At 63.4% G+C, this 10,924-nt stretch carries 12 protein-coding genes; 11 read left to right on the plus strand and 1 reads right to left on the minus strand.

The annotated features are described in order from the left end of the window. Positions 1 to 466 precede the first annotated feature (466 nt). The 4 genes from ACSFBE_RS13715 (at position 467) to ACSFBE_RS13730 (ending at position 4,048) form a co-directional block, all read left to right on the plus strand. Positions 467 to 907, plus strand: coding sequence for a hypothetical protein (locus ACSFBE_RS13715; RefSeq protein WP_435490941.1), 441 nt, complete (start codon positions 467 to 469; stop codon positions 905 to 907). Then, on the plus strand, positions 900 to 1,676 hold the full coding sequence (locus ACSFBE_RS13720; RefSeq protein WP_435490942.1) for a hypothetical protein: 777 nt from the start codon (positions 900 to 902) through the stop codon (positions 1,674 to 1,676). The genes ACSFBE_RS13715 and ACSFBE_RS13720 overlap by 8 nt, the downstream gene beginning before the upstream one ends. After that, the gene (locus tag ACSFBE_RS13725; RefSeq protein ID WP_435490943.1) at positions 1,673 to 2,200 is read left to right on the plus strand and encodes a hypothetical protein; all 528 of its coding nucleotides are present in this window, start codon (positions 1,673 to 1,675) and stop codon (positions 2,198 to 2,200) included. Before ACSFBE_RS13720 ends, ACSFBE_RS13725 begins: the two co-directional genes overlap by 4 nt. Positions 2,201 to 2,464: 264 nt before the next feature. After that, entirely contained in the window at positions 2,465 to 4,048 is a 1,584-nt protein-coding gene (locus ACSFBE_RS13730) for a hypothetical protein (protein WP_435490944.1), read from the plus strand. 234 nt (positions 4,049 to 4,282) lie between these two features. Here ACSFBE_RS13730 and ACSFBE_RS13735 read toward each other — a convergent pair whose 3' ends face one another. Next, the gene (locus tag ACSFBE_RS13735) at positions 4,283 to 4,546 is read right to left on the minus strand and encodes a helix-turn-helix domain-containing protein (protein WP_435490945.1); all 264 of its coding nucleotides are present in this window, start codon (positions 4,544 to 4,546) and stop codon (positions 4,283 to 4,285) included. Between the two features lie 256 nt (positions 4,547 to 4,802). Between ACSFBE_RS13735 and ACSFBE_RS13740 the strand changes: the two genes are divergently transcribed. From ACSFBE_RS13740 to ACSFBE_RS13770, 7 genes are all read left to right on the plus strand, one after another. Beyond that, positions 4,803 to 5,339: a helix-turn-helix domain-containing protein gene (locus ACSFBE_RS13740; RefSeq protein ID WP_435491072.1), complete on the plus strand. Its 537-nt coding sequence runs from the start codon at positions 4,803 to 4,805 to the stop codon at positions 5,337 to 5,339. A gap of 312 nt (positions 5,340 to 5,651) precedes the next feature. Beyond that, complete coding sequence (locus tag ACSFBE_RS13745; protein ID WP_435490946.1) at positions 5,652 to 6,563, plus strand: LysR family transcriptional regulator; 912 nt, start codon at positions 5,652 to 5,654, stop codon at positions 6,561 to 6,563. Between the two features lie 175 nt (positions 6,564 to 6,738). Beyond that, entirely contained in the window at positions 6,739 to 8,742 is a 2,004-nt protein-coding gene (locus ACSFBE_RS13750; protein WP_435490947.1) for a conjugal transfer protein TraG, read from the plus strand. Then, positions 8,739 to 9,248, plus strand: coding sequence for a CopG family transcriptional regulator (locus tag ACSFBE_RS13755; protein ID WP_435490948.1), 510 nt, complete (start codon positions 8,739 to 8,741; stop codon positions 9,246 to 9,248). Before ACSFBE_RS13750 ends, ACSFBE_RS13755 begins: the two co-directional genes overlap by 4 nt. Before the next feature lie 86 nt (positions 9,249 to 9,334). Then, positions 9,335 to 10,297, plus strand: a complete 963-nt coding sequence (gene trbB / locus ACSFBE_RS13760; RefSeq protein ID WP_435491073.1) for a P-type conjugative transfer ATPase TrbB — start codon at positions 9,335 to 9,337, stop codon at positions 10,295 to 10,297. After that, positions 10,294 to 10,641 (plus strand): TrbC/VirB2 family type IV secretion system protein, encoded by a 348-nt coding sequence (locus ACSFBE_RS13765; RefSeq protein ID WP_435490949.1) that lies wholly within the window; start codon positions 10,294 to 10,296, stop codon positions 10,639 to 10,641. The genes trbB and ACSFBE_RS13765 overlap by 4 nt, the downstream gene beginning before the upstream one ends. Beyond that, complete coding sequence (locus tag ACSFBE_RS13770) at positions 10,638 to 10,919, plus strand: VirB3 family type IV secretion system protein (RefSeq protein ID WP_435490950.1); 282 nt, start codon at positions 10,638 to 10,640, stop codon at positions 10,917 to 10,919. The genes ACSFBE_RS13765 and ACSFBE_RS13770 overlap by 4 nt, the downstream gene beginning before the upstream one ends. The last annotated feature ends 5 nt before the right edge of the window (positions 10,920 to 10,924 follow it).

Consider the following 10,924-nt stretch of genomic DNA (forward strand, 5'->3'; position numbering starts at 1 on the left):
CCAGCCTCTCCCTGGTGCGGAGCAGGGCCGGATCCGGGACCAGCGCAAGCGTGCGCGCGATGGCCAGTTCGCCTTACGTTGCAGCTGATGCGGTGCATCACAGGCTCCAGGCGGCCCTATGCAAGCTTAGCGGAGCCTTCATGTCCCGGGCATATAGGTTGCGCCGAAGGTCTGCAAGGCAGCGGGAGCCGTCCTTCGCAACGCGACGGGCTACGCCCTCAGATCGGCCACAACCGGCCTCTCGGCGCCGTGCTCCAAGCCCCCAACATTGGATGCCGTGGACCTCGTGCACGTCTCGACCGAAGTACGTTGCCGGTCGCGGGCCGCTTGCGCGCCATCTCGCAGGACAGTCTTTTTTGCCGCTGCGCCGCGGCGGTAGACAACACAAGGCACTGTGCAAACATACAGACGTTTGTGTAGACTGGAACGCACAAATGTGCGACCGATCAGGCATAAGAGGACGCTCGTGGAAGAAGAACAAGACTACACAACCTGCACCACCTGCGGCGCGCCAATCGACGCCGCTGCGGCAGCGCTCCCCGCCACGCCCTGTATGCAATGCGGCGGAACATCGCGGACGCACAACGTGTTCATTTACGAAAAGATTCGCGTGCTAGATGGGTGGGGCTGGAAGGGCAAGAACCCTGGCGACAAGCGCCCCTCCTTCGAAGGAATTTCCAAGCCGAGCCTGTCGCACCGCCTCGGGAAGCTGGTGCATCGCGAAGTCGACATCGACCGTAAGGCCGATACATATTTCGAGAAGGTCACCGACTACGAAACGGGCGAGGTCATCCACGAGTGCCGTGAGCCGCTTTCGCAGCATGTGGGCCACGGTTCGGCAAAGCGCAATGCCGCCTCTGATAGGCTTGGCGAGCCGCCCACTCCAACGGAAGATCCCAGTGCCTGAGAGCATCTTGCTGGAGGTACTTGCGAAGCTCGGCGGGTACGCGGCACTCATCATTCTCGTTCTCACTGCCGCATGGCAGGCGTTCAAGCACCTGACGAGCAAGTGGCTCGAGAACCGGTTCGCCGAGAAACTCAAGAAGATCGAACAGCAGCACGACATGGCGCTGCGCCACTTGCAAAGCTCGATAGATCGCGAGTTGGACCGAGCGCGCAAGCTGAACGCTCAGGAGTTCGACACGCTGGACGAAGGCTGGGCCATCCTTCACGACGCGTACTGGCGCACCCGCGACGCAACAGGCAGAGGGCGCCGCGATTATCAGTTCGAAGCGATGAGCGAAGGCCAGGCCGCGCAGTTCATCGAGTCCTCGGAACTTGAAGAATGGCAAAAGCAGGAGATTCATGTCATTAATGAAGCGGCCGAGAGGACCGCCTATTACCGCAAAGCGATGGGCTGGTTGACGCTCAGCAAGTGCAAAGATTCACGGCAGAAGTTGGTGATGTTCGTCGACCGCAAGGCCATATTCATGCTGCCCGAGATTCGGGCTCTGTTCGACAGGCTGGAGATCATGGTTCGCGACGCCCTCACCGAACTCAGCACGCGGCTGGAGATGCCGGATGACGCGCGCCGAGAATTCTCGCGGCACGAGGTTCTCGCCCACGATGGGGAATCGCTCTACCGCGATTTAGAAGCCCGCATTCGCGACCGGCTGTGGTCTGCGGCGGCTGTTGATACCCTGCCAGTGCGCGACGTCGCGTCGGCCGAAAGATGAAACCCATCTTTCTTTTCAGCTCGCAAACGCTCGCTGCGATTGAGCAAGCAGAGGAGCAATTTGAGCGCGATGTGAAGGCGATGGAACGACGGCGTTCCGCTTCTGGCGACTACCTGTCGGGCGGCATGCTGCGAGAAGTCGGCGACATCACTAACGCAGTGATCGCGTCCCTGTGCGTCAGAACCGAGGCTGCGTTCGTCGATGTCTGGACCAACAGCCTTTGGGTGAGTTCGGGGGAGGCGCAAAGCATGCTCGAAGCGTCCGGTACCGCGCTCGCGCGAGTTCGCGACCTCGGGCTCGAAAAACTCGAAAGTCTCAAGCGGCTGAAACTCTCAGCCGGCGGCTTCACGATTGTGGAGAACGACATCACGAGGGGCTACGATGCGGGCCGCGACCGTCTGCTGCTGTTTGTGGCACTGCGTCAGCGTGCGCAGAGAACCCTCAACGCGAAGCGGGTGCTCGGGCTCCTCGTTAGCGCGGTGCGCAATGTGCTGCGCTGGCTAGCAGGATTTGTCACGCGATGACCACTCGGCCGGTTCCTTCCAAGATCGCTACCCCGAGCCTTGGCTTCACAACTCGAGGAACACTGGTGTCGCGACATGAGCACTTGTCCACTCATGAAGAGCAGTTTTGGAGGTCGACATTGCGCCGTCATCCGCAGTTTGTCCATACCGCATTCTTCGACCTGCTGCGGGGGCTGGTGTGGGAGGTCCGCGCGTGAGGATCGCCGTTTGGAAGTTCCGCTGCGCTAGTGGTTAAGTTGCAGCGATTCTGCTCAACATCGAACGATGCCCCAATCACAAAGTTCCCAAGCCACACACGGTGCAGAGAAGCCATCCGGAACCAAGCCACGCCCTGAGACCCCGCTCAGGCGGCGCGTTCGGCAGCTCTGGTGGCGACTCCACTGGCTGGCACCCAACGTCATTCCCGGCCCACACCCGCGCGACGATGCATACCGGCGTGCCCATGACGAAGAATCAAATCGAGATACGCGGCTTCCTGCCGAGGAGGAGTTGCGAATCCGTGCTGTCTGGGGCACGGAGGTATTCGGTCCAAACGAGAGCGACCGCTTGTATGGAGCGCTTGAGAAGCTCGGCTGGACTTCAGGCAGTTTCAATGGCGAGGGCGCGCTCGCCTGGGTTCAGCAGCAACGAACCTATGGTTTGCACGGGGGCGCCTGGTACAACGTTGGACCTGTTGTGAGGCGGGCGGATCTGGCTAAATATGTTGGGCATGCAAACCACGCGCCACTGCCGGACGAGGTCGACTACCTGCTGGTGCGACTTCACCAGATAGTGCCAGCAGTCACGTGCATTGTCGTCTGCTTCGTGCTGAAGCCGGAAGCGACCACTTTGTACGAACACGAGCTCAATCTCAATCGATCGTCGGTCTGGCGCCGTGCACGCCGGTGGGCTATCACTGAGCTGGATCCGGTCCACTTGAAGCAACATGCAATCGCGCGCATCCGCTCCCATTTGAATCGGATGGTGGAGGGATGGTTTGGACAAAGCATGCCGGGCTTTTTCTGCTCGCTGAACCAACCAGAACGCTTCCCCATAGCCGAGTTTGTGACCACCAATCTGCAAGACCTCTTCGCCGAACGGAAGGAGCATCCCTACTTTAACTGGCAGAAGATTATGGTCAATGCAGGGCCCTTTGACGTGTGGACGTCGGGGGAAATTCAGGGGCTGCGCTTCTCTATTCAACGGGCCACGTGGCCCCGTGAGGACCGGCCTCACTTAATCGTGAATCTGCTCACGAGCAGCGTTCCGGCAGAACTCCTGCGGACCTATGGAGAGCCGCCCTCAGCATACATTGCAGTAACCCACTCACGCATCGAAGGATTGCTAGGTTATTTCGCAGCGGCGGCGTACCTCACCGAAGTTGCCAAAGAGATCAAGGTCATGCGTGAGTCGATGCGCGCGTCAAAGACCAAGAGGCACGTGCTGAGGACGATCGACCGCATCCAGCAGTTTTTCGACCAAAACATGGGATTGCCCGCGATAGCGCGTGAACTGGTGGAGAGCGCGAAATCGCGAGGGACTTACCGCCACGACTGCGAGACCTTTACCACACCGGGCTGGAAGGATGAACAGCCCGAGGAAATTGCCGAATCGCTGCGGCGGCGGGTGCAATCACTTGCAACGCGGCTCCTGGAAGACGAATCCTCGACGCGGGAGCAGTTCGAACAGCTCTCCACCATCTTGAGCGTGCGCGAAAGCATCCGGGCGCAGCGGAGGATGGAGTGGCTTACCGCGGCTGCGTTTGTTGTTGGTATCGGCTCGATGCTTGCGGCGTTTGCTGCAGTCCCTGACAGATGGGCCGCGGAGATCGCGTCAGCATGGAGTGCTTTGCTGCGCGCCCTAAGGTAGTTCCCGATCTCGAAGCCTCGCGAGAGGAATGGACAGGTCAGGACGCGATATTCGCGTCAGGTAGCCGTTCCACGACGTGCAGGTTGGTGCGACGTCCGCTCTAAGTCGACAACGCCTGTTGGCGGCGCAATGACGAAGGTCCGTTTTCAGTCTGAAGCAGACGTCCGAAGGTTCCACGGAAAGGCTGCTTCAGCCATTCCAACGTTGGCCTGGCGACGCTACTGCTCCTGTCGATTAAGACTTCGTGCGCACCTCGACCTCATAACGCTGCTGCACTGCGAGTATCAGCTCCCACGGCTCGGCGTTTAGCCCATTCGATAGCCTAAAGAGGCTCGAGAGGGATGGACTTGTCGTCGCGAGTTCAAGCTTCGCAACAAATGTGCGGTTGATCCCTGCAGAAAAAGCCAACTCATCCTGGCTCATGCCAAGCGCTGCGCGCCGAGCTTTTAGCTCGGAAGCGAGTGCTTTTAGCAACGCCGGATCTTGGCTGGAACGCATCCAACGAGAGTCGCCGGTCAGGTGTTTCTATGCACCCGCTTGTATGGTACAAATTGAGATTGCTGCTGAGGTGATGATGTTCAGCTAGCCAGGTCCCTTGAAATTTCTGATTGTCGAGGTCGTGGATACGAAATCTCTTGCGTCCCCATTTCCGACCGCGCGCCCGTTCCGGCTGCCGGCGCCTGTCCTGCGCCCTCGGATTCCCGCGTCGGCAGCGCCGCTCCGTAGCGATCCAGCCCACCGCATCGGGCATCAGGTGCGTGCCTTGCGGATTGCTGCTGGCTCTTCCGGCGGAGAGCTGGCCGCCAGCTCTGGCGTCTCCCGTTCCATGCTCTCCCGCATCGAGCGTGGGCTCGTCTCTCCCTCTGTCGAAACTCTCGACCGCATCGCCAACGGGCTGGGCGTGCCCGTCTCCCGCTTTTTCAGCGATCAGACCAGCCGCACTGATTTCTCATTCGTTCCGGCGGGCAAGGGCATCCGGGTCGACCGTGTTGGTGCGGTAGCGGGCTACCGCTACGAACTGCTGGGACACCAGCTGTCGGGCAACCTGTTCGTCGAGCCGTACATGGTCACCTTGCTGCCGGAAGCGGAGCCTTACGTCACCTTCCAGCACCCGGGCATCAAGTTCCTGCACCTGTTGACAGGGCGGGTCTCTTACCGCTACGGGGGGAGGATGGTGAAGCTGGCCCCAGGGGATTCCTTGCAGTTCGACGCAACGGCGCTGCATGGGATCGAAGTCATTGAGGAGGGGCCCGTGAGCTACCTGTCGGTGGTGTTCACGATGCGGGACTAGGGCGCGCTGCGTTCTTTTCGCCCCGGCGATGCTCGGCTCCCTGGGACGAAGGGCGAGCGATGAGCAGAGCACCTTTCCTGCTTGCAGGGATCGGACTCCGTCGGGCGAGGTGCTGCCACCTTGACGCCTGCGTCAACTACCAGAACTGACAGATTCCATCTAGGGCGTGCGCCGCTAGGCTTAAACGCATGCAGAGGGTCGTCTGACCACGTTGCTGCGAACCGCAGGAGCGTGAGGTTCTCTGTTGTCGCAGCGCTGCCCGGTTGTCGGGGGCGCAACGCATCGAACGGAAGGACAGGTCAGGAGCTGCCCATGATTGAACTTCGGCATCTGCGCTACTTCACTGCTGTCGCAGAAGAGATGAGTTTCAGACGCGCCGCGGAACGAGTCCACATCGACCCGACGCCGCTCTCGCGCACCGTGCGCGACTTGGAGGAGCGCCTGGGCGTTTCTCTCTTCGTCAGAACGCCGCGCCGATTGCTCCTGACGCCTGCCGGAACCCGTCTGCTGAAAGAAGCTCGCGCCGTCCTGGTCCGGATGCATCGGTTGGAGCTTGTGCTTCGGTCGACCGATGCTTGTTTTCATTCGCCGCTGCGCATCGGTGTGGCGGACGGCATCGCTCAGCCTCGGTTGTCGGAATGCTTTGCAGCTTGGTCACAGCGTACGCCAGCGATCCCGCTGGAACTGGTCGATTTGCGCGCCACGGAACTCGCCGCGGCGCTTCGGCGCGAGGAGCTCGATGCCGGCTTCACCTTCGGGTTGCCCGACGACGAGGCCATCGCGCAGGAACCGGCCTGGGACTATCGCGTTCAAGCGCTCCTCCCGGCCGCACACCCGCTTGCGAGGTTGCCAGCCGTGCCCATGACCGATCTGCTGACGTTCGCGTTGGTGTCCTGCGATGCAGACCGGCAGCCGGGCCTTTGGCAGCAGATGAGAAGCATCGTGCAGCGCTACACCCTGCGGCCCACGCTCGCGGGGGAGGCGCACACGCTCACCGGGTACGTCACCCGCATTGCGGCGGGCCTAGGGGTCGGGTTGGCCGACAGCGGCCACATCGAGACGCTCGGCCGCGCAGACATCGCGGTGGTGCCGCTGGTTCAGTCGGAGCACATCGTCACCTACGTGACCTACAAGCAGCGCCGGCGCGGACTGCCCGACACGCTGCAGCGCTTCATCGCTCACGCGAAGACCTGGCACGCCGAGGGAGATCGCGTTCGAGACTGACCCCGGCGCACAGGCACCGGCCTCGATAAGAAAAGCACTGAAGCAGGCAGCGAGTTCGCTTGCATACGCCACGACCCGCTCGGGCGGGTGTGCGTTTCGGCGACTCGATTCCAGACTCGGTCAAGCGCTGCCACTGTGGCCAGCGCAGTGGATTCAGACGCGAAGGAGCTGACCGATGCCGACGAAGGGAGCAACCGGCATTCTGTTCGGACAGGTTGTCACTGTGCCGAGCGTGGCCACCTGCGGCCTGTGGTCGGGCACGCAGTGGACGGCACATGCACTGGGCTACCAGGCACGGCTCGGGCCGGCATGGTTCGATGTCTTGGGCACACCTGTCTACGAGCCCTGGAAGCTGTTCGAGTGGTGGTATTTCTTCGATGCCTACGCGCCGGATGTCTTCGAGCGTGGCGGCGCCATTGCGGCGTCGGGTGGGATGCTGGCCGCGGGTGTTGCCATCGGCATGGCACTCTGGCGGTCGCGGCTCACCCATCGCGTGACAACCTACGGGTCCGCGCGCTGGGCAGACGTCAAGGAGGTTCAGCAGGCGGGCCTGGTTCAGGCCAAGGGTGTGTTACTGGGCAAGCTCAGTGGAAAGGCGCTTGCCTACCTGCGCCACGACGGGCCGGAACACGTGATGGTCTTCGCGCCGACGCGCTCGGGCAAAGGCGTCGGCCTGGTCATCCCGACGCTGTTGTCCTGGACGGGTTCCGCCGTCATCCACGACATCAAGGGCGAGAACTGGACTCTCACGGCAGGCTGGCGCAGCCGCTTCAGCCACTGCCTGCTGTTCAACCCGACCATCGCGACGTCGGCGGCCTACAACCCGCTGCTCGAAGTGAGGCGCGGCATGCATGAGGTGCGCGACGTGCAGAACATCGCGGACATCCTGGTCGACCCCGAGGGTGCGCTCGAACGCCGCAATCACTGGGAGAAGACCAGCCATGCGCTGCTGGTTGGGGCCATCCTGCATGTGCTCTACGCGATCGAGGACAAGACGCTGCGCGGCGTTGCCAACTTCCTGTCCGACCCGGCCTGCCCCTTCGAGACGACGCTGCGCCGGATGATGACGACCAAGCATCTCGGTGACGGCGTTCATCCTGTGGTCGCCTCTTCGGCTCGCGAGGTGCTGAACAAGAGCGACAACGAGCGGTCGGGGGTGCTGTCCACTGCGATGAGTTTCCTCGGCCTGTACCGGGATCCGACGGTGGCCGCCGTGACGTCACGCTGCGACTGGCGCATCGCCGACCTGATCTCGGCCGAGCACCCTGTGTCGCTGTACCTGGTCGTTCCGCCCTCGGACATCAGTCGAACCAAGCCGCTGATCCGCTTGATCCTGAACCAGATCGGCCGGCGCCTGACGGAGTCGCTCGACGGTTCGGACGGCATTGCGCGGAAGCACAAGCTGCTCCTGATGCTCGACGAGTTTCCGGCGCTTGGGCGGCTCGACTTCTTCGAGAGCGCGTTGGCCTTCATGGCTGGTTATGGCCTGCGGGCCTACCTGATCGCGCAATCCTTGAACCAGATCGACAAGGCGTACGGCCAGAACCATTCGATCCTGGACAACTGCCATGTGCGCATCGCGTTCGCCACGAACGATGAGCGCACAGCCAAGCGCATCTCGGATTCGCTGGGCACCGGGACCGAACTGCGCGCGCAGCGCAATTACGCCGGCCACCGGCTAGCGCCCTGGCTCGGCCATCTGATGGTGTCACGGCAGGAAACGGCACGGCCGCTGCTCACGCCCGGCGAAGTGATGCAGCTTCCGCCCGACGACTCGGTGGTGATGGTCTCGGGGCATCCGCCGATCAAAGCGAAGAAGCTTCGGTACTACCAGGACCGAAACTTCACAACGCGGGTGCTTCCTCCGCCGGCGCTGGCTCTGGGTGTCTATGCGGATCGGCCTGCAGCGCGCCCGGATGACTGGATCGGGCTGACGCCGCTTGCGGCGCCCGCATCTTCATCCCTTGGCGAGGACGGTGGTTTCGCCGACGAGGGGGGTCACCAACTCAAGCCCGAACTCGAAGTGACGCTCGACCTGCCGATCCTGCCGGACGGCGATGGGCTGCTGGTGCTCGACGATGAGGACGACATTCCACTGCCGCAGCGGGAGCTGGATCGGCAACTCGTACGCAGCGCGCGGCTTGCCGCCATGGACCCCGACGACGGGATCACCCTATGACCCGAACACGGCTGAACATCTTCATCGAGCCGGCGCACGCCAAACGGCTGGATCAGGTCGCCGCGCACAAGGGCGTCTCAAAGTCCGCGGTGATCGCTGCGGCGCTGGCGTCCTTCCTCTCACCGGACGGTGAGGACCAACGCCAGGCTGCGGTGACCAAGCGCCTGGACCGTCTTTCGCGGCAATTCGACCGCCTGGAACGCGATCAGGGCGTGCTCATCGAAACCGTCGCGCTGTACCTGCGGCACTACCTGACCGTGGCGCTGCCGGTGCCCGAGCAGCAGCAAGAGGCGATGCGCGCACAGGGTCGCGCGCGCTATGCCCAGTTCATCGAACAGCTGGCTCGGCACATCCAGCGCGGTCGCAGCCTTGTCCGGGATCTTCATCAGGACATCGAACCGGTTGCACCGGCACAGCAGAGGGGGGCTGATGGGCAGCCGCCCTCCGACACAAGCGCCGCTTCCGACGGCGTGCCATCCACATCGGGTGAAGGAGGGGAACTATGAGGCGCATCAACGACGCGCACGGCGGTGGCACGGAGGAGGGCGGTAACCGCCACGACGGCGGGGAATCAGCCGGCCGCCGCATCCGCATGCTGCGCACGGCCATGGGCCCGGAGATCGCTGCGGCGCTCGACGATCCGGAGATCGTCGAAGTGTTGCTGAACCCGGACGGCTCCCTGTGGGTCGACCGCCTGGGCACCGGCCGCGCGCCGACGGGCACTATGCTGCCCGCGCCCGTGGCGGAAAGAATCATCCGGCTGGTGGCCGCGCACGTTCGAGCCGAAGTGTATCCCGGTGCACCGATTCTGTCGGCCGAGCTGCCGGAGACGGGCGAACGCTTCCTCGGCGTGCTGCCGCCTGTGGTTCGCGCGCCTTCGTTCGCGATCCGCAAACGCGCGCTGCGGATCATGGATCTTGCGCGCTACGTGGATGACGGCGTGATGACGGCGGAGCAGGCGGCCTTTCTCCGTTCTGCGGTGCATGCCCGTCTGAACATCGTCGTCGCGGGCGGCACGAGCACGGGCAAGACCACCCTTGCCAACGCGCTGCTCGACGAGATCGCCGAAACCCGCGATCGCGTGCTGATCCTCGAGGACACCGTGGAGCTGCAGTGCCGCAGCGACGACCACGTCGGCATGCGCACCGAACCCGGCGTGAGCACCATGGCTGACCTGGTGCGCGCGACCCTGCGACTGCGGCCGGACCGCATCGTCGTCGGCGAGGTGCGCGGCTCGGAAGCTCTGGACCTGCTCAAGGCCTGGGGAACCGGGCATCCGGGGGGCATCGCCACCGTGCACGCCGGCTCCGCCGCCGGCGCTCTCACGCGGCTCGAGCAGCTCGTGCAGGAGGTCTCGGTGACCATCCCGCGCGCCCTGATTGCCGAGACCGTCAACGTCATCGTCTTCATCGCCGGCCGCGGCCGCGCACGCCGCGTGCGCGAGATCGCGCGCGTCATCGGCTATGACAGCCATGGCTATCAGCTCGACACCTCGCTGGCGCCGGTGTTCCCTTCGATTTCCTCAACCACGTCAAAGCCCGGAGAACCGTCATGACGCCATCCAATCTTGCGATTCCACGCATTTCCGTAAAGCCGCTTCTGTTCGCCGCAACCGCTGCGGCACTGCTGCTCGCCGTCGCTCTTCCCGCGCACGCGGCCGGCTCCAGCATGCCCTGGGAGGCACCGCTGCAGTCGATCCTCGACTCGGTCCAAGGGCCGGTTGCCCGCATCATTGCGGTGATCGTCATCATCGCCACCGGGCTCGCGCTGGCGTTTGGCGACACGTCGGGAGGCTTTCGCAAGCTGATCCAGATCGTCTTCGGGCTGTCGATCGCGTTTGCGGCCTCCAGCTTCTTCCTGACCTTTTTCAGCTTCGCCGGTGGGGCCGTGCTGGCATGAGCACACTGGCCGCCAGTACGTCGGCGCTGCCGGGGTTCGAGGTGCCCCTGCACCGCTCGCTGACCGAACCGATCCTGATGGGCGGCGCGCCGCGCACCGTCGCCATCGCCAACGGCACGCTCGCTGCTGCGGTGGGGCTGGGGCTGCAGCTGTGGCTGCCCGGGATCGCGCTCTGGATCGTTGGCCACTCGCTGGCCGTCTGGGGTGCGCGCATGGACCCGCAGTTCATGCAGGTCTTCGCACGGCATATCAAGCACCGGCAGCTGCTGGACGTGTGAGCGCG

Source organism: Variovorax sucrosi, assembly GCF_051216635.1.
Lineage (GTDB): Bacteria > Pseudomonadota > Gammaproteobacteria > Burkholderiales > Burkholderiaceae_C > Variovorax.

Excerpts from the sequence above, each read along its gene's own strand:
- ACSFBE_RS13770 (WP_435490950.1), top strand. The coding sequence starts at position 10,638 with ATGAGCACACTGGCCGCCAGTACGTCGGCGCTGCCGGGGTTCGAGGTG.
- ACSFBE_RS13755 (WP_435490948.1), top strand. The coding sequence starts at position 8,739 with ATGACCCGAACACGGCTGAACATCTTCATCGAGCCGGCGCACGCCAAA.
- ACSFBE_RS13735 (WP_435490945.1), bottom strand. The coding sequence starts at position 4,546 with ATGCGTTCCAGCCAAGATCCGGCGTTGCTAAAAGCACTCGCTTCCGAG.
- ACSFBE_RS13730 (WP_435490944.1), top strand. The coding sequence starts at position 2,465 with ATGCCCCAATCACAAAGTTCCCAAGCCACACACGGTGCAGAGAAGCCA.
- ACSFBE_RS13765 (WP_435490949.1), top strand. The coding sequence starts at position 10,294 with ATGACGCCATCCAATCTTGCGATTCCACGCATTTCCGTAAAGCCGCTT.
- ACSFBE_RS13745 (WP_435490946.1), top strand. The coding sequence starts at position 5,652 with ATGATTGAACTTCGGCATCTGCGCTACTTCACTGCTGTCGCAGAAGAG.
- ACSFBE_RS13725 (WP_435490943.1), top strand. The coding sequence starts at position 1,673 with ATGAAACCCATCTTTCTTTTCAGCTCGCAAACGCTCGCTGCGATTGAG.
- ACSFBE_RS13750 (WP_435490947.1), top strand. The coding sequence starts at position 6,739 with ATGCCGACGAAGGGAGCAACCGGCATTCTGTTCGGACAGGTTGTCACT.
- trbB (WP_435491073.1), top strand. The coding sequence starts at position 9,335 with ATGCTGCGCACGGCCATGGGCCCGGAGATCGCTGCGGCGCTCGACGAT.